20 protein-coding genes, 3 tRNA genes and 1 riboswitch are annotated in these 23,042 nt (G+C 60.6%); of the genes, 2 read left to right on the forward strand and 21 right to left on the reverse strand.

Annotated features, from left to right (window positions below):
• The first annotated feature begins 2 nt into the window (after positions 1-2).
• On the forward strand, positions 3-329 hold the full coding sequence (locus tag HBO05_RS14155) for an Arc family DNA-binding protein (protein WP_029294475.1): 327 nt from the start codon (positions 3-5) through the stop codon (positions 327-329).
• Positions 330-426: 97 nt separating this feature from the next.
• On the opposite strand, the gene mgtE is transcribed toward HBO05_RS14155, so the two are convergent.
• The 8 genes from mgtE to ltaE form a co-directional block, all read right to left on the reverse strand.
• Positions 427-1,869, reverse strand: coding sequence for a magnesium transporter (gene mgtE, locus HBO05_RS14160; protein WP_169955164.1), 1,443 nt, complete (start codon positions 1,867-1,869; stop codon positions 427-429).
• A gap of 369 nt (positions 1,870-2,238) precedes the next feature.
• A tRNA-Arg gene (locus HBO05_RS14165) sits at positions 2,239-2,315 on the reverse strand.
• Positions 2,316-2,387: 72 nt separating this feature from the next.
• A tRNA-Arg gene (locus tag HBO05_RS14170) sits at positions 2,388-2,464 on the reverse strand.
• Positions 2,465-2,572: 108 nt separating this feature from the next.
• Positions 2,573-2,663 (reverse strand) — tRNA-Ser (locus HBO05_RS14175).
• Between the two features lie 62 nt (positions 2,664-2,725).
• Positions 2,726-2,914, reverse strand: a complete 189-nt coding sequence (gene csrA / locus HBO05_RS14180) for a carbon storage regulator CsrA (RefSeq protein WP_003178872.1) — start codon at positions 2,912-2,914, stop codon at positions 2,726-2,728.
• Positions 2,915-3,097: 183 nt separating this feature from the next.
• Positions 3,098-4,339: an aspartate kinase gene (locus tag HBO05_RS14185; RefSeq protein WP_038442619.1), complete on the reverse strand. Its 1,242-nt coding sequence runs from the start codon at positions 4,337-4,339 to the stop codon at positions 3,098-3,100.
• A gap of 97 nt (positions 4,340-4,436) precedes the next feature.
• Entirely contained in the window at positions 4,437-7,055 is a 2,619-nt protein-coding gene (gene alaS / locus HBO05_RS14190) for an alanine--tRNA ligase (RefSeq protein ID WP_170043788.1), read from the reverse strand.
• A 146-nt stretch (positions 7,056-7,201) separates the two neighbouring features.
• Entirely contained in the window at positions 7,202-8,206 is a 1,005-nt protein-coding gene (gene ltaE / locus HBO05_RS14195; RefSeq protein ID WP_172312948.1) for a low-specificity L-threonine aldolase, read from the reverse strand.
• Positions 8,207-8,386: 180 nt separating this feature from the next.
• Positions 8,387-8,556, forward strand: a riboswitch (FMN riboswitch).
• 113 nt (positions 8,557-8,669) lie between these two features.
• Between ltaE and HBO05_RS14200 the strand changes: the two genes are divergently transcribed.
• Positions 8,670-9,179, forward strand: a complete 510-nt coding sequence (locus HBO05_RS14200; protein WP_169955161.1) for a 6,7-dimethyl-8-ribityllumazine synthase — start codon at positions 8,670-8,672, stop codon at positions 9,177-9,179.
• A gap of 146 nt (positions 9,180-9,325) precedes the next feature.
• Here the strand turns inward: HBO05_RS14200 and astE are convergent, their stop codons facing one another.
• From astE to HBO05_RS14265, 13 genes are all read right to left on the reverse strand, one after another.
• Positions 9,326-10,330 carry a succinylglutamate desuccinylase gene (gene astE / locus HBO05_RS14205; RefSeq protein WP_170043789.1) on the reverse strand — a complete coding sequence of 335 codons (1,005 nt, stop codon included), beginning with the start codon at positions 10,328-10,330 and terminating at the stop codon, positions 9,326-9,328.
• Positions 10,331-10,342: 12 nt separating this feature from the next.
• Complete coding sequence (locus HBO05_RS14210; protein ID WP_029294458.1) at positions 10,343-10,633, reverse strand: hypothetical protein; 291 nt, start codon at positions 10,631-10,633, stop codon at positions 10,343-10,345.
• 23 nt (positions 10,634-10,656) lie between these two features.
• Positions 10,657-12,003, reverse strand: coding sequence for an N-succinylarginine dihydrolase (gene astB / locus HBO05_RS14215; protein WP_172312950.1), 1,347 nt, complete (start codon positions 12,001-12,003; stop codon positions 10,657-10,659).
• Between the two features lie 204 nt (positions 12,004-12,207).
• A complete protein-coding gene (gene astD, locus HBO05_RS14220; RefSeq protein WP_172312972.1) occupies positions 12,208-13,677 on the reverse strand; it encodes a succinylglutamate-semialdehyde dehydrogenase in 1,470 nt (489 codons plus the stop codon).
• The gene (gene astA / locus HBO05_RS14225; RefSeq protein ID WP_169955158.1) at positions 13,674-14,699 is read right to left on the reverse strand and encodes an arginine N-succinyltransferase; all 1,026 of its coding nucleotides are present in this window, start codon (positions 14,697-14,699) and stop codon (positions 13,674-13,676) included. Before astA ends, astD begins: the two co-directional genes overlap by 4 nt.
• A 50-nt stretch (positions 14,700-14,749) precedes the next feature.
• Positions 14,750-15,769 (reverse strand): arginine/ornithine succinyltransferase subunit alpha, encoded by a 1,020-nt coding sequence (gene aruF / locus HBO05_RS14230; RefSeq protein WP_032861580.1) that lies wholly within the window; start codon positions 15,767-15,769, stop codon positions 14,750-14,752.
• 194 nt (positions 15,770-15,963) lie between these two features.
• Positions 15,964-17,184, reverse strand: a complete 1,221-nt coding sequence (locus HBO05_RS14235) for an aspartate aminotransferase family protein (RefSeq protein ID WP_169955157.1) — start codon at positions 17,182-17,184, stop codon at positions 15,964-15,966.
• Between the two features lie 241 nt (positions 17,185-17,425).
• Positions 17,426-18,406 (reverse strand): transcriptional regulator ArgR, encoded by a 981-nt coding sequence (gene argR / locus HBO05_RS14240; RefSeq protein ID WP_172312952.1) that lies wholly within the window; start codon positions 18,404-18,406, stop codon positions 17,426-17,428.
• Between the two features lie 227 nt (positions 18,407-18,633).
• Positions 18,634-19,398 (reverse strand): ATP-binding cassette domain-containing protein, encoded by a 765-nt coding sequence (locus HBO05_RS14245; RefSeq protein ID WP_029294441.1) that lies wholly within the window; start codon positions 19,396-19,398, stop codon positions 18,634-18,636.
• Between the two features lie 27 nt (positions 19,399-19,425).
• Positions 19,426-20,538, reverse strand: coding sequence for a succinylglutamate desuccinylase/aspartoacylase family protein (locus HBO05_RS14250; RefSeq protein WP_172312954.1), 1,113 nt, complete (start codon positions 20,536-20,538; stop codon positions 19,426-19,428).
• A gap of 1 nt (position 20,539) precedes the next feature.
• Positions 20,540-21,238, reverse strand: a complete 699-nt coding sequence (locus HBO05_RS14255; RefSeq protein ID WP_029294436.1) for an ABC transporter permease — start codon at positions 21,236-21,238, stop codon at positions 20,540-20,542.
• Positions 21,235-21,924, reverse strand: a complete 690-nt coding sequence (locus HBO05_RS14260) for an ABC transporter permease (RefSeq protein ID WP_029294434.1) — start codon at positions 21,922-21,924, stop codon at positions 21,235-21,237. Before HBO05_RS14260 ends, HBO05_RS14255 begins: the two co-directional genes overlap by 4 nt.
• Before the next feature lie 91 nt (positions 21,925-22,015).
• Positions 22,016-22,801 (reverse strand): ABC transporter substrate-binding protein, encoded by a 786-nt coding sequence (locus tag HBO05_RS14265; protein WP_172312956.1) that lies wholly within the window; start codon positions 22,799-22,801, stop codon positions 22,016-22,018.
• Positions 22,802-23,042 lie beyond the last annotated feature (241 nt).

The following is a 23,042-nucleotide window of genomic DNA, read 5'->3' on the forward strand; positions in this document are numbered from 1 at the left end:
ATATGCGCCCATTGAAACAGGCAATTTATTCCAGCCGTACGGCTGACAAGTTCGTCGTACGTCTGCCAGACGGAATGCGGGAACGCATTGCCGAGGTGGCTCGCAATCATCACCGCAGCATGAACTCTGAAATCATCGCGCGCATGGAGCAAAGCCTTATTCAGGAAGGCGCTCTGGGTGATGAGCTGAGCATGCGTATGGACAGCCCGGAGCTGTCACTGCACGAACGCGAGCTGCTACAGCGGTTTCGCCAACTGTCCCACCGTCAGCAAAATGCGCTTGTGTCGCTGATTGCCCATGACGTTGAGGCAGCCGCAGAAGCCGAATAACCGGCAACTGAAAGCTGAAGCCAGCCTTGCGCTGGCTTTTTTTTGCGTGTTTTTTTTACTTTGGATGCAGGAGCCGGCTTGCCGGCCCCTATTGGGTTCAAAGCAGGAAGATCGTCGCCAAGCCCAGGAAGATGAAGAAGCCACCACTGTCAGTCATGGCCGTGATCATCACACTGGCGCCCATCGCCGGATCGCGCCCAAGGCGCGCAAGGGTCATGGGGATCAACACCCCCATCAAGGCCGCCAGTAGCAGGTTGAGGGTCATGGCCGCAGTCATGACCACGCCCAGGGACCAGCTGCCATACAGCAGATAGGCCACCACCCCAATAACGCCCCCCCACACCAAGCCATTGATCAGGCCCACCGCCAATTCCTTGCGCATCAGGCGCGAGGTATTACCCGTGCTCACCTGGTCCAGGGCCATTGCCCGCACGATCATGGTGATGGTCTGGTTACCCGAGTTACCACCAATACCGGCCACGATCGGCATCAGCGCCGCCAACGCCACCAGCTTCTCGATAGAGCCTTCAAACAGGCCGATCACCCGCGAGGCAATGAACGCAGTAATCAGGTTGACCGCCAGCCAAGCCCAACGGTTGCTCAGGGATCGCCAGACTGACGCAAAAATATCTTCCTCTTCACGCAGACCCGCCATGTTGAGGACTTCGTTTTCGCTTTCCTCACGGATCAGGTCGACCATCTCATCGATGGTCAAACGGCCGATCAGCTTGCCGTTCTTGTCGACCACCGGGGCCGAAATCAAGTCATAACGCTCGAATGCCTGGGCGGCATCGTAGGCGTCTTCATCGGGATGAAAGCTCACCGGATCGCTGGCCATGACCTCGGCCACTTGTTTGTCCGGGTCGTTGACCAGCAGGCGCTTGATCGGCAGCACGCCCTTGAGGATGCCCTCGTAGTCGACCACAAACAGCTTGTCGGTGTGCCCCGGCAGTTCCTTGAGGCGCCGCAGGTAGCGCAAGACCACTTCCAGGCTGACATCCTCACGGATAGTCACCATCTCGAAGTCCATCAATGCGCCGACTTGCTCCTCGTCATAGGACAACGCGGAGCGCACGCGCTCACGCTGCTGACCGTCGAGGGTCTCCATCAGCTCATGGACAACATCACGGGGCAGCTCAGGGGCGAGGTCGGCCAGTTCGTCGGCGTCCATCTCCTTGGCCGCAGCCAGGAGCTCGTGATCGTCCATGTCGGCGATCAGGGTCTCACGCACCGAGTCGGATACTTCGAGGAGGATGTCGCCATCGCGATCAGCCTTGACCAACTGCCAAAGCGTCAGACGGTCGTCCAGCGGCAGGGCTTCAAGGATGTAGGCAACGTCGGCAGAGTGCAGGTCATCGAGCTTGCGCTGCAATTCGACGAGATTCTGCCGATGGACCAGGTTCTCGACCCGGTCTTGATGAGGACCTTCCTGGCGATGGGTCAGATCTTCGACCACACGCTGGCGCTGCAGCAGCTCGACGACTTGAGCCAGGCGATCCTGCAGGCTTTCTTGTGTTTTCTTTACTTCTACTTCGGTCATAGGCGAACTCCACTCCCAGCAGCGGGGCACGCCGGAAGGATCAATCAGTCAATTCATGATTGGTAAAACGGGGTACTGAGTAACTACTGGGTAAGTCCATGGAGGTATTCCACAAGCCCCGGCGGGGCTGACGGGCGCAATGATACACCGTGCGCCCGCTTTAAACGTTAAAAAACTGGAAAGAACAAGCGCTTGCACAACAAAGCTGAGTGTTGGCCACACGTATGAAACTGCGACGACAGCCATAGAAAAGAAAACACATGGGCGAGAGAAAAACCTGCGTGGCCGAGACTATTCCTACGCAGGCCGCCGGGAAAGTAAAAACCCCAGACGGCAAAAAGCCCGCACTAGGCGGGCTTTTTGTTTGTATGGTGCACTCGACAGGATTCGAACCTGTGACCGCTCGGTTCGTAGCCGAGTACTCTATCCAGCTGAGCTACGAGTGCAGATTGTGGTTTTATACCAGATCACAACTGGTTGGAGCCAAGTTACCTGCATTGCTGCAACTAACTCTTAAATGGTGCACTCGACAGGATTCGAACCTGTGACCGCTCGGTTCGTAGCCGAGTACTCTATCCAGCTGAGCTACGAGTGCATTTGTTGCCGCGCATTATAGGCCGTTCAATCTCTATGTAAAGCTATTTTTTCGTTTAATTTCAACAACTTAGCGAAAAAACCAGATTGCAACGTACTAAGCAAATAATGGCGGAGAACGGGGGATTCGAACCCCCGACACCCTTTTGAGGTGTACTCCCTTAGCAGGGGAGCGCCTTCGGCCACTCGGCCAGCTCTCCGCAACACGGGGCGTATATTAACCAGCTTCATCCCCGTTTGCAAACATAAAAAACGATAAAAATTAATGGCTTGGTTCGTCGTCCTTCTCTTTCTTGATCCGCAGGTAGATTTCCTCACGGTGGACGGCCACCTCTTTGGGGGCATTGACCCCAATCCGCACTTGATTGCCTTTGACGCCGAGCACGGTCACGGTGATTTCGCCATCACCAATAATCAGGCTTTCTGCGCATCGACGAGTCAGAATCAGCATACCTTTCTCCTCACGCATTTCATTTCGGGAACAACAGTCTGCAAAAAAAGGCCTTGGGCCTATAACCCATCGGCCATGGCCCTGCATGCCTAAGTATTGTCGAGCACGGGCAAAAGAACAGGCCTGGGCCATCACCCGGCAAAAAAGAAAGGCGCGGATCAACCGCGCCTTCCTGGCAACGCGTTACTCGCCCTGTCGGGCCGGCGCGTCCAGTTCGAAAGCGGTGTGCAGTGCACGCACAGCCAGCTCCAGGTACTTCTCTTCAATCACCACCGACACCTTGATCTCCGATGTGGAGATCATCTGGATATTGATGGTTTCCTTGGCCAGGGACTCGAACATGCGGCTGGCAACGCCCGCATGGGAGCGCATACCCACACCAACGATCGACACCTTGGCGATCTTGGTGTCGCCGACCACTTCACGCGCCCCGATTTCCTGGGCAGTGTTCTGCAGGATACGCTCGGCCGCATCGTACTCGTTGCGGTGCACGGTGAAGGTGAAGTCGGTGGTGTTATCGTGCGCAACGTTCTGCACGATCATGTCGACTTCAATGTTCGCCGCACTGATCGGCCCAAGGATCTTGAAGGCCACGCCCGGGGTGTCTGGCACGCCACGGATGGTCAGCTTGGCTTCATCGCGGTTAAAGGCGATGCCGGAAATGATCGGCTGTTCCATGGATTCCTCTTCATCAATAGTAATGAGGGTGCCCGGACCCTCTTTAAAGCTGTGCAATACGCGCAGCGGTACGTTGTACTTGCCGGCAAACTCCACCGCACGGATCTGCAACACCTTGGACCCGAGGCTGGCCATTTCCAGCATCTCTTCGAAGGTGATCTTGTCCAGGCGCTGGGCCACGGACACTACGCGCGGGTCAGTGGTGTAGACGCCGTCCACATCGGTGTAGATCTGGCATTCGTCAGCCTTCAGGGCTGCCGCCAGCGCCACGCCGGTGGTGTCGGAACCGCCACGGCCCAGGGTCGTGATATTGCCGTGCTCGTCAACGCCCTGGAAACCGGCGACAACCACCACGCGACCGGCCTTCAGGTCACCACGAATCTTCTGGTCGTCGATCTGCAGGATACGCGCCTTGGTGTGCGCGCTGTCCGTGAGGATCCGTACCTGGGTGCCAGTGTAGGACACCGCCGGCACGCCACGCTTGTTCAGCGCCATGGCCAACAAAGCAATGGTCACCTGCTCACCGGTGGACACGATCACATCCAGCTCACGCGCCAGCGGAGCCTGATCACCACTGATTTGCTTGGCCAGATCAATCAGGCGATTGGTCTCGCCGCTCATGGCCGACAGCACCACCACCAGGTCGTCGCCGGCATCGCGGAATTTCTTAACCTTGTCGGCGACCTGCTCGATTCGTTCGACAGAGCCGACCGAGGTGCCTCCAAATTTCTGTACGATCAAAGCCATTTCTAAGCCGCCTCAGCCCGTAAAGGGGCGCCCAATAAACAAATCTTCCAGCAGCTAAGCGAGCCCATGACTAGACCATGGACTCATTAACAGCGCCTTAAATACCGGCCTCGACAAATGGCACGGTCAGGGCCAGGGCCGCGTCCAGGGCACCAGCGTCTACACCACCGCCTTGCGCCATGTCCGGACGACCACCGCCCTTCCCGCCCACTGCCGCAGCGGCTTGTTTCATCAAATCACCAGCCTTGAGTTGGCCAGTCAGGTCCTTGGTTACACCGGCAACCAGTACGACCTTTTCCTCATGGACACTGCCGAGCAGGATCACTGCGCGGCCGAGCTTGTTCTTCAACTGATCGACCAAGGCCAACAGCGCCTTGCCGTCCTGACCGTCCAGGCGCGCGGCCAGAACCTTCACGCCCTTGATGTCCAGTGCCGAGGCTGACAGGTCGTCACCCGCTGCGCTGGCCGCCTTGGCTTGCAACTGCTCCAGCTGTTTTTCCAGCTGGCGGTTGCGCTCCAGTACGGCAGAGAGCTTGTCGATCAGGTTGTCACGGCTGCCCTTGACCAGGGTCGCCGCTTCCTTGAGTTGTTCTTCGGCCGCATTGAGGTAGGCCAGGGCCGCAGCACCGGTCACCGCCTCGATACGCCGTACACCGGAAGCCACGCCGCCTTCGCTGATGATTTTCAGCAGGCCGATGTCACCGGTGCGCTTGGCATGGATACCGCCGCACAGTTCCACGGAGAAGCTGCCGCCCATGCTCAGCACGCGTACGTTGTCGCCGTATTTCTCGCCGAACAGCGCCATGGCGCCTTTTTTCTTGGCGGTTTCAATATCGGTTTCTTCAGTTTCTACCGCAGTGTTCTTGCGAATCTCGGCGTTGACGATGTCTTCCAATGCCTTCAATTGCTCAGGCTTGATCGCTTCAAAATGGCTGAAGTCAAAGCGCAGGCGCTGACTGTCGACCAACGATCCCTTCTGCTGGACGTGCTCGCCCAATACCTGGCGCAGCGCCGCGTGCAGCAAGTGGGTAGCCGAGTGGTTCAAGGCGGTTGCATGCCGTACATCAGCATCAACCTGAGTCTCTACCGGAGCGCCGACCGTCAGGTTACCCAGCACCAACACACCGTGATGCAGGAAAGCACCGCCGGTCTTGGTGGTGTCGCGCACGTCGAAACGACCGGATGTCGAGCGCAAGAAACCACAGTCACCGACCTGGCCGCCAGATTCGGCGTAGAACGGCGTCTGATCGAGCACCACGACCGCCTCTTCGCCTTCGCTCAAGACATCGACCGACTGGCCATCTTTATAAATAGCCACGATCTTGGCCGAGCCGACGGTGGCCTGATAACCCGTGAACTCGGTCGCCACGTCAACCTTGACCAAGGTGTTGTAATCCAGGCCAAAAGAGCTTGCGGAACGCGCGCGTACACGCTGGGCTTCCATCTCACGCTCGAAACCAACCTCATCGACCGTCAGTTCACGCTCGCGGGCGATGTCGGCCGTCAGGTCCATCGGGAAGCCATAGGTGTCATACAGCTTGAACACCACATCACCGGGCACCACGGTGCCTTTGAGCTCAGCCAGGTCCTGTTCCAGGATCTTCAGGCCGTGCTCCAGGGTCTTGGAGAACTGCTCTTCTTCAGCCTTGAGCACGCGCTCGATGTTGGCTTGCTGCTGCTTGAGTTCCGGAAAGGCTTCGCCCATCTCGGCCACCAGCGCGGCAACGATTTTGTAGAAGAAGCTACCCGTGGCGCCCAACTTGTTACCGTGGCGGCAGGCGCGACGGATGATGCGGCGCAGCACGTAGCCACGGCCTTCGTTGGAGGGCAGCACGCCGTCGGCAATCAGGAAGCCGCAGGAACGGATATGGTCCGATACCACTTTGAGCGAAGACTGGTTGTCGTTGGCGCAGCCAATGGCCGCGGCCGACGCGCTCAGCAGGTTCTTGAACAGGTCGATTTCGTAGTTGGAGTGAACGTGCTGCATCACCGCGCTGATCCGCTCCAGGCCCATACCCGTATCTACCGACGGTGCAGGCAGCGGATGCAACACGCCATCGGCGGTGCGGTTGAACTGCATGAACACGTTGTTCCAGATCTCGATGTAACGGTCACCGTCTTCTTCCGGCGAACCCGGCGGGCCACCCCAGATGTCGGCGCCATGATCGTAGAAAATCTCGGTGCACGGGCCGCACGGGCCGGTATCGCCCATGGTCCAGAAGTTGTCGGAGGCGTAAGGCGCGCCCTTGTTGTCGCCGATGCGGATCATGCGCTCGACCGGCACACCGATCTGCTGGGTCCAGATGTCGTAGGCTTCGTCATCGGTGGCGTAGACGGTGACCCAGAGTTTTTCCTTCGGCAGCTTCAGCACGCCAGTGAGGAAGGTCCAGGCGAAGTTGATCGCGTCTTGCTTGAAATAATCGCCAAAGCTGAAGTTGCCGAGCATTTCGAAAAAGGTGTGGTGACGGGCGGTGTAGCCGACGTTCTCCAGGTCGCTGTTCTTGCCGCCGGCGCGCACGCACTTCTGGCTGCTGGTGGCGCGGGTGTAGGCGCGTTTTTCCTGGCCCAGGAAGCAGTCCTTGAACTGGTTCATCCCCGCGTTGGTGAACAGCAGGGTTGGGTCATTGCCTGGGATCAAGGAGCTGGAGGAGACACGGGTGTGACCTTGCTCTTCGAAGAAGCGAAGGAAGGCTTCACGGATTTCTGCGCTTTTCATTAGGTTCTTCCACGGAGGCTGCGGCCAAAGGCCAGTGCTAAACGTCATCAGACGGAGCGACGGCAAAGGGCCGCATTATATCGGCCCTTTGCCCGTGGTACAGCGTGTTTATACGATAGAAACAGTCAATTAGACGGCCTGCACTGTCATTTCCGGGAAAACTCGACAAATGTCGCCAGCACTTGCTCCATCTGTGCCCGGCTGACGTCCAGGTGCGTGACCATGCGCAAGCGCGGGGCGGCACTCAACGTGATCCCATGCGCTTCGGCAAAGGCCTTCAGGGCCTGGGCCTGCTCGCCGATCTGCACGTAGACCATATTGGTCTGCACCGGCTCCACGCTGTAGCCGGCCTTGCGCAGCTCATCGCCGAGCCACTGGGCATTGGCGTGGTCTTCGGCCAGGCGCGCCACCTGATGGTCCAGGGCGTACAGCCCCGCCGCCGCCAAAGAACCCGCCTGGCGCATACCGCCACCGACCATCTTGCGCAAACGACGGGCCTTGGCGATCAACGCACTGGAGCCGCACAGCACCGAGCCAACCGGCGCGCCAAGGCCCTTGGATAGGCACACCGAGACCGAATCGAAATGCCCGGCAATCTCCCGCGCATCCACCCCCAGCTTGACCGCCGCGTTGTACAGGCGCGCGCCGTCCAGGTGCAGGGCCAGGCCATGTTCGCGGGTAAATGCGCGTGCAGCGGCCAGGTAGCTCAGGGGCAACACTCTGCCTTGCATGGTGTTTTCCAACGCCAACAGCCGGGTGCGGGCGAAGTGGAAGTCATCCGGCTTGATCGCTTCTGCGACCTGGGCCAGGTCCAGCGAACCGTCCGCCTGGACTTCCAGGGGCTGCGGCTGGATCGAACCCAGCACCGCCGCGCCGCCGCCCTCATATTTGTAGGTGTGGGCCTGTTGCCCGACGATGTATTCCTCGCCCCGCTCGCAGTGGGCCATCAGTGCCAACAGGTTGCTCATGGTGCCGGTCGGCACGAACAGCGCGGCGGCAAAGCCCAGGCGCTTGGCCAGTTCGGCTTCCAGCAGGTTGACGCTGGGGTCTTCACCGTAGACATCATCGCCGCTCGGTGCGCTGGCCATGGCATCGCGCATGCCCGGCGTGGGTTGGGTCACGGTGTCACTACGAAGATCAATAACGGACATCAAGTGGGCCTCTGCGAGTGGGGAATGACCTGTTGTAACCGATTACTGCGGGCATCGCCCACAGATATCAACCGCCTACAAGGCTGATTGGCAAACCTGTCGATAGTCGATATTAACAAGCACCCTATGCAGTTTTTCGAAATGTATGGTAAAAACTCTCCGCCGCCAGGGTTCTGGCGGCAACGCTCTCAGGGCGGGGTGCAATTCCCCACCGGCGGTAATTGCGCGCAATGCGCATAGCCCGCGAGCGCTTGGCGCCTCGAACTGCTCACGCAGGACGGCGGCAAGGTCAGCAGACCCGGTGTGATCCCGGGGCCGACGGTCATAGTCCGGATGAAGAGAGAACGGGATTGGCGCCTAAGGGCCGTGTGCTGATTTCATGCCTGCATGACACAGCTGCTCGTACCCTTAAATCCCATTCGATTCATAACGCCCTGTTTTTTTCATAAACAGGAGTCAGAACATGCAACCCACCGCAATCGACAGCAAGAGCAAAAACCACCACGGTGAGCGCGTCGCGTTTATCCAGGCTTGCTGGCACAAAGATATTGTTGATCAGAGCCGTAAAGGCTTCCTCGCCGAAATGCTCGTCCAGGGCTACCAAGAGTCGGACATCGATTTCTTTGAAGTCGGCGGCGCCTTTGAAATGCCCCTGCACGCCAAGCTACTGGCCAAGTCCGGCCGCTACGCCGGCATCGTCGCCGCCGCCCTGGTGGTGGACGGTGGGATCTATCGCCACGAGTTCGTCGCACAATCGGTAGTCAGCGGCCTGATGCAGGTGCAGTTGGAAACCGAAGTGCCAGTGTTCTCGGTGTCCCTGACGCCGCATCACTTCCACGCGGGCAGCGAGCACCACAACTTCTTCTTTGAGCACTTTGTGCACAAGGGCAAGGAAGCTGCGCAGACCTGCGCCGATACCCTGCACAAGATCCGCGCGATTCGCCGCAATGAGCCGCGTGCCTTAGCAGTCTAAGCAACCCTACCCAACCCAGTGTAAAAACTGGGTCTGGGTGGGAGCTGGCTTGCCTGCGATAGCATCGCCTCGAGGTAACTGACAGACCGAGTTGATGCTATCGCAGGCAAGCCAGCTCCTACAGTTGACCGCGCTGAACCCAAGGTTCAGGCCAGGCCAACATCTGTGGTCGGCACAATCAGGATGCCCGCCCGCAAGCCATTCTTGACCTTCGGGTTGGGGAAGATAATGCGCGCGCCCTCCTCCTCGATCACCCAGCGGGTCTTGGCGATGTCCTCGGCCAGCAGGTAGCCCTTCTCCAGTTCCGAAAAGTTCTCCACATCCGCCGGCAAATGCAGGGTAAAGGCGTCACTGTGCTTGATGATTTCCCGGGCCACGCTGAACAACTTCAGGCCGTCCAGGCCCTCGGCGGCCGGCTCGTTGCCTTCGATGATTTGCTTGAGGCGGGTTTCCAGGCGCGATACATCCACCCCCTGGTTCTGCCCGAATGGACGGGCCTTGCCCAGTTCCAGGGTGAACGACTCGGCGCCCAGTTGCTCGTAGGTAAACGCGGTGAAAGTGATGGAGGTCTTGTTCTGCAACAGCACCGCTTCCATGCCGGCCGCGCGCAAGCGGGCCAGTTCGGTGCGGGAGTGTTGGCGCCCTTCCTTGAAGGGGTACAGGGCAAACTGCTCGATCTTCGAACCGCGAATCGCCGTGTGCAGGTCGTAGTGCAGGCGCGAACGGCCGGGCACGCTGAAGAAGGTGCGGGCCAACTGCTCAAGCTCGGCGGCGCGCATGGCTTCGGGGCCGATGCTTTGTTCGTGGCGGCCGTTGAACAGCCGGTTGACGTCCTGCTCGAGGTAACGCTCGCCGCGACGCATGGCCTCGGGGTTGCCGAACAGGAACAGAATACGGGTACGGGGCTTGATCTCCCCGCGGGCGATGCCATGCAACAGGCGGTCGGCCAATTCGATCGGCGCGGTTTCGTTGCCATGGATGCCGGATGACAGCAGCACATCGGCGCCGTTGTCCCGTGCCTCAGGAGGCCGCACCTCGAGTGCGCCCTCACTGAGCCAGCGCATTTGCACGCCGTCGACAGTCAGTTGAATTTTTTGCGCCGGTTCACGACCGGCGAGGGTCAGTTCAAGCAGTTTGCCGAGGGCGAGCATAGAGCAGCTTCCTTAGTGGTTGCAGCCTGGGCCGTGGACGTGATCGTCGTCATCACCTTCAACGTCGGCCGGTTCCATTTCCAGTTGCAGGCTCATCAGGTTGGTGGCCAGCGGGCGCATCAGCAGGTTGGCGTACTCGGCGTCGCCTTCTTCCACGTCCACGCCGATCAGCAGTTGGCCACGGCCATCGTGCTGGATCCAGATTTCCTTGCCCTGCCACACCACGGCCAGGCGGGTGCAAGAGGTTTCCAGCTGGGTGCCGTCGGTGTCTTCAAGGATCAGCTTCAGGGTATCGGTGGTCATAAATAAGTCTCAGCCGTGTGGCTTTAATTGATCTGGAAAGGATAAACCGAGCCCAGTTTAAGGATTTGCGTCAGTTCATCCAATGCCGTGCGACATTCGAGCAGCAACTGCGGGTCAGCCAGATCGGTTTCACGCAGGCTGTCGCGGTAGTGCTTGCCGACCCATTGGGTCAACGTTTCGTACAGCGGTGCAGTCATGATAACCCCTGGATTGACCGCCGCCAGTTCAGCCTCCTTCAACGCCACGCGCAAACGCAGGCAGGCCGGGCCGCCGCCATTCTGCATGCTTTGCTTGAGGTCGAAGACTTTCACTTCGCCGACCGGCCCACCGGCACTGGTCAGGCTTTGCAGGTAGTGCCAGACACGCTCGTTGTTGCGGCACTCCTCGGGCACGATCAGCAGCATCGAACCGTCGGCGCGGCTCAGCAACTGGCTGTTGAACAGGTAGGAGCGCACGGCGTCTTCGACGCTGACCAGGGCGCGGGGTACGCAGATTGCCTGGAAATTGCCGCCGAGCTTGCCCAGCTTGGCCTGCAGTTCAGCGAGCATCTGCTCGGTATTGAGGAACGCATCCTCGTGATAGAACAACACCTCACCGTTACCCACTGCGATCACGTCGTTGTGGAACACCCCGGCATCGATCACGGCCGGGTTCTGCTGGCCGTAGACCACACCGTCATCCTGCAGGCCATGCAAACGCGCAACCGCCTGGGACGCTTCGAGGGTCTGGCGCGCCGGGTACTTTTGCGGCGCTGGGTAGCGGGTGTCGAACGCACTGCGGCCGAACACGAAAAACTCCACGCCCGCCTCGCCATATTCGCGGCAGAAGCGGGTGTGGTTGGCGGCGCCTTCGTCACCGAACTGCGCCACGGCCGGCAACGCGGCGTGGTGGGCGAAGTGCTGCTGATCGGCAAACATCGCCCCCAGCACGCGGCTGGTGGTCGGGTGTTCGATGCTGCGGTGGTATTTGCAGTTGAGGTTGGCGGCGGTGAAATGCACGCGGCCGTCAAACGTGTCGGCGCTCGGGCTGACCGTCGCGGCGTTGGCCACCCACATGCTCGAGGCCGAACAACTGGCCACCAGCAACGGCATGGCGTGCTTGGCCGCCTGCTGGATCACCTGGGCGTCTGTGCCGGCAAAGCCAAGGCTGCGCAGCGCGGCGACATCCGGACGTTCCTGGGGAGCAAGCACACCTTGCACAAAGCCCATGTCCATCAGGGCTTTCATTTTCGCCAGGCCCTGCAGCGCCGCTTCCCTGGGGTTGGAAGATTGCTGGCTGTTGCTCTGGGACGCGACGTTGCCGTAGGACAAACCGCCGTAGTTATGGGTCGGCCCCACGAGACCGTCAAAATTGACTTCACAGGATTTCATCGGCGAGGCTCCACGAACATCTGTTTTTATAGGCATCAAAGGTCTTCAACACACCACAAACCTGTCTTTGCAAACCCGATCAACTGCAGGTGCTGGCTTGTGTAGGAGCTGGCTTGCCTGCGATGGCATCCCCTCGGTCTGGCTGAAAGACCGAGGTGCCCGCATCGCAGGCAAGCCAGCTCCCACACAAGCCCGCTCCCACATTTAGTTCAGCGTTACACCCGGCGTCAGCGCGGCTGGCAAGACCAGGCTCGGTGTCTCCAGGGATGCCACCGGGTACGCGCAGTAATCTGCCGCGTAATAGGCACTGGCGCGATGATTGCCCGACGCCCCTACCCCACCAAATGGCGCGGTGCTCGCCGCGCCGGTCAGCTGTTTGTTCCAGTTGACGATACCCGCACGGCTTTGCAGCCAGAACTGCTGGTAGCGCGCCTCGGAGTCCGACAGCAACCCTGCGGCCAAACCGTATTGAGTGTTGTTGGCTTCACTGATCGCCGCTTCGAAATCCGTGTAGCGAACCACTTGCAGCAACGGGCCGAACAGCTCTTCGTCCTCGCGCTCGGTCACGGCGGTCACGTCGATGATGCCAGGTGTCAGCAAGGCTGCCTGCGCCTGGGGCTGGGTCATTTCCAGCAGCGCCACGGCGCCGTTGGCCAGCATCAGCTCCTGGGCCTCCATCAAGGCCTTGGCCGCGCCCAGGGAAATCACCGAGCCCATGAATGGCGGTGGTTGCTGGTCGAAGGCCCCCACGGCAATGGTCGCACTGACGGCAACCAGGCGCGCCAGCAGTGCGTCGCCCCAGGCGCCTTCCGGCACCAGCAGCCGCCGGGCACAGGTGCAGCGCTGGCCGGCAGAAATAAAGGCCGACTGGATGATGGTGTAGACCGCTGCATCCACATCGGCCACCTGGTCCACCACCAGCGGGTTGTTGCCGCCCATTTCCAGCGCGAGGATCTTGTCCGGGCGCCCGGCGAACTGCTGGTGCAGGTGATTGCCGGTGCGGCTGGAACCGGTGAAGAACAGGCCGTCGATACCTGGATTGGCGGCCAGGGCGATCCCGGTCTCCCGCGCGCCTTGCAGCAGGTTCAAGACACCCGCCGGCAGGCCGGCTTCGATCCAGCACTGTACCGTCAGCTCGGCCACTTTAGGGGTCAGCTCGCTCGGCTTGAACAACACGGTATTGCCCGCGAGCAAGGCCGGGACGATATGCCCGTTGGGCAAGTGGCCGGGGAAGTTGTAAGGACCGAACACTGCGACCACGCCGTGAGGCTTGTGGCGCAACACCGCCGTGGCGTCGCCCAGGGGGCCGCTCTTCTCGCCGGTACGTTCGCGGTAGCTCTGCACCGAGATCGCGATTTTGTTGGCCATGCTGGTAACTTCGGTGGCCGACTCCCACAGCGGCTTGCCGGTTTCTTCGCCAATGCAGCGGGCGATTTCATCGGCGCGGCTCTTCAAGGTGGCGGCAAAGGTTTCCAGCACGCTGATGCGCTCTTCCAGGGGGCGCTTGGCCCAGGCCGGGAATGCCTGGCGCGCAGCCTGCACGGCGGACTCGACCTGCTCGACACTGGCGCCATTGCCGGCCCAGATCACCTGCTGGGTCACCGGGTTCAGCGACTCAAAGCGTTCACCCTGGCCAGCCAGCCAGCTCCCTGCGATATACAACGAATTCATTATTTCGACTCCCGGGCAGCAGACAACGGTACGGCACGCACTTGATCACCGGCCACCAGTTGCAGGCGCTTGGCGGTCAGCGGATCGACCACCAGGGTGCCCGCAGCCAGGCGCGCCGGTGCGGCGGTGATGCGGCACTCTTCACGTTTACGGTTATGCATCAGGAACGGCGTGGCGTCGTCCCCCGGCGTGCCGATGGCCAGCACCAGCGCCTGGCTGTCACGCACCGCGCGGATCTTGCTGGTCTCACACTCCACCGCAGGGCCCGCGTCGAAGATATCGACGTAGCCCTGGTAGCTGAAGCCTTCGCTCTTGAGCATGCTCAGGGCCGGCTCGGTGTCGGGATGGACCTTGCCGATCACGTTGCGCGCGTCCTCGGACAAAAAGCAGGTGTACAGCGGGAACTTGGGCATCAGCTCGGCAATAAACGCCTTGTTGCCCACGCCGGTGAGGTAGTCAGCCTGGCTGAACTCCATCTTGAAGAAGTGCCGGCCCAGGCTTTCCCAGAACGGCGAACGCCCGGCGTCGTTGGACACCCCGCGCATCTCGGCAATGATCTTGTTGCCAAACAGCTGCGGGAATTCAGCAATGAACAGCATCCGTGCCTTGGCCAGCATGCGGCCGTTGAGGCCGTTGCGGTAATCGGCATGCAGGAACAACGAGCACAGCTCGGAGTTGCCCGTCAGGTCGTTGGCCAGGAACAGCGTAGGAATCTCGCGATAGATGTTCAGTTCCTGGGAGGCGCTGACCGTCAGGCCGACCCGGAAGTTGTACCACGGCTCACGCAGGCCGACGGCGCCAGCGATGGCGGAAATCCCCACCACCCGGCCTTCGTCGTTTTCCAGTACGAACAGGTAGTCGGCATCACCACGCCCGGCTTCGCCGCGAAAGGTCTTTTCAGCCCAGCCAACCCGGTGGGTCAGGCGCTCTTCATTGGCCGGCAAAGTGGTAAGGCCGGTGCCGGTGCTGCGCGCCAGATCAATCAGGGCCGGTAAATCGCTGCTGCGTACGGGACGAACGATCATGCTATCTCCTCAGACGGGCCGCTTTGCAGCCACCCGCGAAACTCTGCTTTTTAAACCGCTACCAGGCGCACGCTGGCGCCTTCGCCGACGCCCAGGGCTTCGGCCGCTTCCAGGTCCAGGGTCACCGGCTTGCCTGGCGCGTAGTCCAGTTCCAGCATCACTGCGCGGTAATCCTGCAACTGCGCGTTGCTCACCAGGTACTGGCGGCCGACGCCCTTGACCATCTCGCCGATCTTCACCGGCACCACGCGGCTCTGGGCGATCGAACGGATGCCCGAGACCCGCGCATGCAGGGTCGGGCCACCGTCGAAGATGTCGATGTAATGATCGGTTTCAAAACCTTCGCGCATCAGGATGTCGAAGGTGATCTGCGCACGCGGGTGCACCTGGCCCATGGCTTCCTGGGCTTCGTCGGGCAACAGCGGCACGTAGATCGGGTAGTGGGGCATCAGCTCGGCGAGGAAGGTGCGGCTCTTCAACCCGCACAGGCGCTCGGCGGCGGCGTAGTTGAGGTCGAAGAAGTTGCGGCCGATGGCGTCCCAGAACGGCGAATCACCGTTCTCGTCGCTGTAGCCGACAATCTCGGTCACCACCGAGTCGGCAAAACGCTCGGGGTGGCTTGCGACAAACAGCAGGCGGCCACGGGAGTTGAGTTCCGACCAGGCCGAACCCACCAGTTCCGGCACCACGTAGAAGCTGGTCAGCAAGCTGTTGCCGGTCAGGTCGTGGCACTGGGACAGGACGTGAATTTTGTTGTGGATCTTCAGTTCGCGGGACGCGTGGACGAAGGTCTCGTTGCGAAAGCTGTAGAACGGCTCGGAATAACCGGCCGAGGCAACGATGGCCGAACAGCCCACCAGCTTGCCGGCGACAGTGTCTTCGAGGACAAAGAAATAGCTTTCTTCACCGTTGAAACTCACTTCGGCGGCGAAGGACGCTTCGCTGGCGGCGATTTTGTCGCTCAGGCGTTCAACGTCATCCGGCAGGGAGGTGACACCAATCGGGCTGTCCGCAGCCAGACGCTGTACCTCGCCCAGATCAGCCATTTGCGCGGGGCGCATCACCAGCATGGTGTCACTCCTTAACTCGAAAACTTCATAAAAAAATGCCGGACACTGAACCTGGAATCACCCAGGTTCCAATGTGGGAGCGGGCTTGCCCGCGATTGCGGTGGGCCAGTCACAACAACGTCGACTGACAGATCGCTATCGCGGGCAAGCCCGCTCCCACATTTGATCCGGTTCGTTAGATAAATGTGTATCTATCAGGCTTGCGTCAGCGTTTTTACAGCACGTTCAAAGCGGTCCAGGCCTTCATTGATGTCCGCCTCTTCCACCACCAGGCTTGGCGCAAAACGCACCACGTCCGGGCCGGCCTGCAGGATCATCAGGTTTTCTTTCTCGGCCGCGTTGAACACGTCCTTGGCCTTGCCCTTGAACGCGTCGCTCAATACGCAACCGAGCAGCAGGCCCATGCCACGTACTTGAGTGAAGATCCCGTATTGCTGGCCGATCTGCTCCAGGCGGGCCTTGAACAGCTCGTGCTTGGCATTGACGCCGGCCAGCACCTGGGGGGTGTTGATCACGTCGATCACCGCTTCGGCCACCGCGCATGCCAGCGGGTTGCCGCCGTAGGTGGTGCCGTGGGTGCCGACCACCAGGTGCTTGGCCAGGTCTTCGCGCGTCAGCATCGCGGCAATCGGGAAGCCGCCGCCCAGGCTCTTGGCGCTGGTGAGGATGTCGGGTACCACGCCGTAGTGCTGGTAGGCAAACAGATGGCCGCTGCGGCCCATGCCAGTCTGCACTTCGTCGAACACCAGCAGCGCGTTGTTGGCGTCACACAGGTCGCGGGCACCTTGCAGGTACGCAAGCTCAGCCGGCAACACGCCGCCTTCGCCCTGGATCGGTTCCAGCACCACGGCGCAGGTCTTGTCCGACACCGCGGCTTTCAGCGCGTCCAGGTCGTTATAAGGAACGTGGGTGATGCCGGTGATTTTAGGACCGAAACCATCGGAGTACTTCGACTGGCCACCGACGTTGACCGTAAACAGAGTGCGGCCGTGGAAGCTGTTCAGGGCGGCGATGATCTCGTATTTCTCGCTGCCGAAACGGTCGAACGCCACGCGACGGGCCAGCTTGAAGGCGGCCTCGTTGGCTTCGGCGCCCGAGTTGCAGAAGAACACACGCTCGGCAAAGGTGGCGTCGATCAGCTTATGGGCCAGGCGCAGGGCCGGCTCGTTGGTGAAGACGTTGGAGACGTGCCACAGCTTGTTGGCCTGGGCGGTCAGTGCACCGACCAGCGCCGGGTGGGCATGGCCCAGCACGTTCACTGCGATGCCGCCGGCAAAATCGATCAGCTCGCGACCCGACTGGTCCCACACGCGGGAACCTTCGCCACGCACAGGGATAAAGGCGGCAGGGGCATAGTTGGGCACCATGACCTGGTCGAAATCGGCACGTTGCACCGGGGCTTGCTCAACGGACATCGGAGTCTCCTGAAGAGGAACGCCTGCCTGGAACTGGCGGGCGATGCAGGGATTGTAAGGACAGTTTTCAGCGCGGCCTTGCCGCCAAGCGACAACTTCTTATAGCGCCAACCCCCGTTTTACGCGGGTTTACGCCAATGCGACAAATAGCTTCGCAATGGCGCAGTTTAAACAGAAGACAGGCGGTTGCGGCAGTGCCGTGGGAATTTTGCTCAGCTGCATCCGCAGGGCAAGGCCCTGCTCAGCCGCGCTCGGATGGCACCGACGACAACTCGAACGGGCTGCTGCTGCGCCGCTGGTTGCGATCTTCACGGGGGGTGGCGCCGAAGAAGTTGCGGTAGGCGCTGGAAAAGTGCGGCCCCGAGGAGAAGCCGCAGGACAGGCCGATCTGGATGATCGATTTGCTGGTTTGCATCAGCATCTGGCGCGCCTTGTTCAGGCGCAGCTCCAGGTAGTACTGGCTGGGAACGCGGTTGAGGTACTGCTTGAAGATGCGCTCCAGTTGTCGTCGCGACACGCACACATGCTGGGCGATTTCGTCGGTGGTCAGCGGCTCTTCGATATTGGCTTCCATCAGCAACACTGCCTGGGTCAGCTTCGGATGGCTGGACCCCAGGCGGTTCTGCAATGGAATGCGCTGGCGTTCGCCACCTTCGCGGATGCGCTCTACCACCAATTCTTCGGAGACCGCACCGGCCAGTTCGGCACCGTGATCACGGGCCAACACCGCCAGCAGCAGGTCGAGCACCGACATGCCACCGCAGGCGGTCAGGCGATCACGGTCCCAGTCGAACAAATGGCTGGTGGCGATGACCTTGGGGAAACGCTCGGCAAAGTCATCCTGCCAGCGCCAGTGCACGGCGGCGCGATAGCCGTCGAGCAAACCCAGTTGCGCCAACGGATACACGCCCGCCGACAAGCCGCCGATCACGCAGCCGGCACGCACCAGTTGCTTGAGCGCGGTGCCCAACTGGGACGCGATCACGGTGGGCGGCTCGTCGGCCAGCAGGAACAGCTTCTGGAAGCCTTCCAGCTTGCCGGCCCAGGGTTCGCCGGGCAGCCTCCAGCCACCCTCGACCGGCGGCTCGGCCTGCAGGAATGACACCTCGTAGACCACGTCTGGATGCACCCGCTGGGCCACACGCAAGGCCTCCTCAGCCAGCGCAAGCGTCAGGGCTTTAGTGCTGGGCCAAATCAGGAAACCAATGCGATGGGCTGTCATGGAGGGCTATCCGAAACGAAAACGGTAATGAAGACAAGGGCCAATGCTAGCCCGTAAACCAACACAAATCTCAAAACAAACAGAGATCTAATGTGGGAGCTGGCTTGCCGGCGATAGCGGTGGGACTGGCTTACCGCTATCGCCGGCAAGCCGGCTCCTACAAGGAATCGAGGCCAACCTCAAGGCTGCGAAGCATGCACTATTTCAGTGCATAAACGCAGCCTTGTTTACTTCAAGCTACCGGACAAGAACTGCTGCAACCGCTCGGACTGCGGGTTGACCAGCACTTCACGCGGGTTGCCGCGCTCTTCGACAATGCCTTTGTGCAGGAACACCAACTGGTTGGACACTTCACGGGCAAAGCCCATTTCGTGGGTCACTACCACCATCGTCCGGCCTTCCAGGGCCAGGTCCTGCATGACCTTCAACACTTCGCCGACCAACTCCGGGTCAAGGGCCGAGGTCGGCTCGTCAAACAGCATCACCTCAGGCTCCATCGCCAGCGCCCGGGCAATCGCCACGCGCTGCTGCTCGCCACCGGACATATGGCCGGGGAAGGCATCCTTGCGATGAGCCACGCCGACTTTGGCCAGGTAGTGCTCGGCCTTTTCACGGGCGTCTTTTTTCGACATGCCCAGCACATGCACCGGGGCTTCCATGACGTTTTCCAGCGCGGTCATGTGCGACCACAGGTTGAAATGCTGGAACACCATCGACAGACGCGAACGCATACGCTGCAACTGCTTGGGGTCGGCGGCTTTCATCGCGCCGTCCTTGTTGGCCACCAGCTTCAGCTCTTCGTTATTGAGCAGGATCTTGCCGGCGTGAGGCTGCTCCAGCAGGTTGATGCAGCGCAAAAAGGTGCTTTTGCCCGAGCCACTGGAACCGATGATGCTGATCACATCACCGGCCGCGGCGGCCAGGGACACGCCTTTGAGCACTTCATGACTGCCATAGCGTTTATGCAGGTCTTGGACTTCAAGTTTGTACATGCGGTCGGTTCTCACAAAAACAGTTGGTCAGTCGTTGAGCAAGCGCCCGTGACGCAGCGCTTCGCGCCCCGCCACCTTGGCCAGCCAGAAACCCGCTTGGGCATAACGCAGCCGTTCAACGGCAAACAACACCCCTGACGTGCCCGCGCAAACAATGCTGACGCGGTCGGCCAAAGGATCAATCACTTCAAAAATCGGCTCGCCGGCTTCCACCCAGTCACCGGCTTTACGCAAGTAACTGATCACCCCGGCGTGGGGTGCAAACAGCAATTCAGTGCCTTCGAAGGGCACGCCTTCACACGGTTCATGTTGCGGCGCCGGCCACTCTCCCTTGATCAGGCCCTGCTCGGCGAGGAACGCGAGGATACCTTCGGCGTGGAAGATCGCCTCATCCCGACCGGTATCGGCCTGACCGCCCAGCTCCAGGGTCGTCGCCAGGCATGCCAGGGGGATCTGCGCCTCGGGGAACGCCCGTGACAAACGCAGCCACGGCAACGAGCAGGCCTCATCGAACGAGCTGCCGCCGGAATCTTCCGCCAACAGGCCGACCTTCACATTCAAATGCGCCGACAACGAACGCCACTGCGGCCAGTGCTGGGGCAGCGCGTACATGTGCAGCGCGGCTTCAGCGTCGCAGTGCAGGTCGAGGACCACATCGGCAGTACAGGCATGGCTCAGCAAAACCCGCTGCATACCTTGCAACTGGCTGCTCGGCTCGGGCAGTGCATTGAGCGCATCGCTCATTGCCTGGCGGATCATGCGCACGTTGGCGTGGGGATCATCCCCCAGCCTGCCTTCCAGCAAGGCAGCAACCGGCTCGCTCAACTCGACGAAATCACGGTTGAAGTTCTTCCCGGTGCCGACCTCGAAACGCCCCTGGTGGCTGCCTTGCAGCAGTTGACCCAGGCCCATCGGGTTGGCCACCGGCACCAGCTCGATTACACCGTTGAGGGCGCCCTGCGCCTCGAGTTCGGCCAGGCGCTTTTTCAGCTCCCAGGCCGCGCGCATCCCCGGCAACTCATCGGCGTGCAGGCTGGCCTGGATATACGCCTTGCGCTCGCCATGGCCGAAACGGAACACCGTCAACTGGCGCTCGCAACCCAGGTGCCCCCAGGGCAGTACGTGCTCGATGCGTTCCATATCAGTGCTTCCGGGGAGCCAGGTAGCTCAACCAGCGGCGCTCGGCCAGCTTGAACAGGCGCACCAGGATGAACGTCAGGCACAGATAGAACAGGCCAGCGGTGATGTAGGCTTCGAACGGCAGGTAGTACTGGGCGTTCACCGTGCGCGCGGCACCGGTGATGTCGATCAGGGTGACGATGGAGGCCAGGCTGGTGGTCTGCAACATCATGATCACTTCGTTGCTGTACTGCGGCAGCGCCCGGCGCAGGGCCGAGGGCAGCAGGATGCGGCGGTAGAGCTTGTAGCGCGACATGCCCATGGCCTTGGCCGCTTCGATCTCGCCATGGGGCGTGGCCTTGAGACTACCGGCGATGATCTCGGCGGTGTAGGCGCTGGTGTTGATGGCAAAGGCCAGGCACGCACAGAAGGTCGCGCTGGACAGCCATGGCCAGAGGAAACTCTCGCGCACCGCTTCGAACTGGGCCAGGCCGTAGTAGATCAAAAACAGCTGCACCAGCATCGGCGTACCGCGGATCACATAGGTGTAGAGCCAGGCTGCGCCATTGACCAGCGGTTGTTTGGACACTCGCATCAGGCCCAGGGGCACGGCGGCAAGCAGGCCGAAGAACAGCGAGATCAACAGCAGTTTCAGGGTGGTCAGCAAGCCGCCAAGGTACAGCGGCATGGCCTCCCAGATGACGTTGTAGTCGAAGATCATAGATCAGCCGCCTTTACGCCTACCGAGTAGCGCTTCTCAAGATAACGCAGGGCCAGCAACGAGACGCTGGTGATCACCAGGTACATCGCCGCCACCGCGAGGAAGAAGGTAAAAGGTTCGCGGGTGGCATCTGCCGCCTGCTTGGCCTTGAACATCATGTCTTGCAGGCCCACCACCGAAATCAGTGCAGTGGCCTTGGTCAGTACCAGCCAGTTGTTGGTAAAGCCGGGGATTGCCAGCCGGATCATCTGCGGCACCATCACCCGGAAAAACACCTGGAACGGGCTCATGCCATAGGCCATGCCCGCTTCGGCCTGGCCCTTGGGGATGGCCATGAACGCACCGCGGAAAGTTTCCGACAGGTAGGCGCCAAAGATGAAACCCAGGGTGCCGATACCGGCGGCCAAGGGGTTCAAGTCAATATAGTCGTCGTAGCCCAGTAGCGGCGCGACGCGGTTGAGCAGGTCCTGGCCGCCGTAGAAAATCAGCAGGATCAGCACCAGGTCGGGGATCCCGCGGATCACCGTGGAGTACAGGTCACCCAGCCAAGCCAGCCAGCGTACCGGCGACAGGCGCAATGCGACCCCAATCAGACCCAGAACAATGGCCAAGGCCATGGACGACAAGGCGAGCTGAAGCGTCAACCATGCGCCATCGAGGATAACGGCCCCGTAGCCTTTCAACATGATTCAGGTCCTCGAAAAGGCGGATGAAAAAATGGCGCAAACTTCAGAGACCCTGGTGCTTGCGCCATTCTGGACAGACAACTGCGAAGGTTTACTTGGCGTCAGCGCCGTAAATATCGAAGTTGAAATACTTTTTCTCGATTTCTTTGTACTTGCCATTGGCGCGGATCGCGGCGATGGCTGCGTTGATGCGGTCCAGGTTGGCCTTGTCGCCTTTACGTACTGCGATACCGATGCCGTCGCCGAAGTATTTGGCGTCGGTGAACGCAGGGCCTACGAACGCGTAGCCTTTGCCCGCGTCGGTCTTCAGGAAACCGTCTTCAAGCAGGGTCGCGTCAGCCACGGTGCCATCAAGGCGACCGGCAGCCACGTCCAGGTAGATTTCGTTCTGGGTGCTGTAGGGAACGATGGTCGCACCTTTAGGCGCCAGGACTTCCTTGGCGAAACGGTCGTGGATCGAACCGCGCTGTACGCCGATCTTCTTGTCCTTGAGCTCAACCAGGCTGTCGCTGACGGCAACGCTGTCCTTCATCACCAGGCGTGCCGGGGTCAGGTAGTAGCGGTTGGTGAAGTCCACGGACTTCTTGCGGTCGTCTGTGATGGACATGGACGACAGGATTGCGTCGATCTTGCGCACCTTGAGCGCCGGGATCAGGCCGTCGAACTCTTGCTCGACCCAGGTGCACTTGACCTTCATCTCTTCGCACAGGGCGTTGCCGATGTCGTAGTCAAAACCGACGATGCTGCCGTCCGGCGCCTTCGAGGCAAACGGAGGGTAGGCTGCTTCGATACCAATTTTCAGCGGCTTCTCTTCAGCGAAGGCCTGCATGGACAGCACGGACAGCGCCAGGGCGCCCAACAGCACGAGTTTCTTCATCTTGGGACTCCATCGGTATAGGACAAAAACAGCAGTATGAGCCATGGCCCACGATGCGACTGAGTAAAACCGAATAGCGGTGCTGCGTCCTACACCAGTTCAACACGGCGACGACGAGCGAGTGATCGGCATTCTAACGACAGGCCGGAAGCCGATATTTCCTCAATGCGACAACAATTTACAGAAGCACCGAGAAAGCGACTCCAACCCATTGACAACCCCTGATTTTTATGCAGAGGCA

It is taken from the genome of Pseudomonas sp. WS 5079 (assembly GCF_012985465.1).
Lineage (GTDB): Bacteria > Pseudomonadota > Gammaproteobacteria > Pseudomonadales > Pseudomonadaceae > Aquipseudomonas.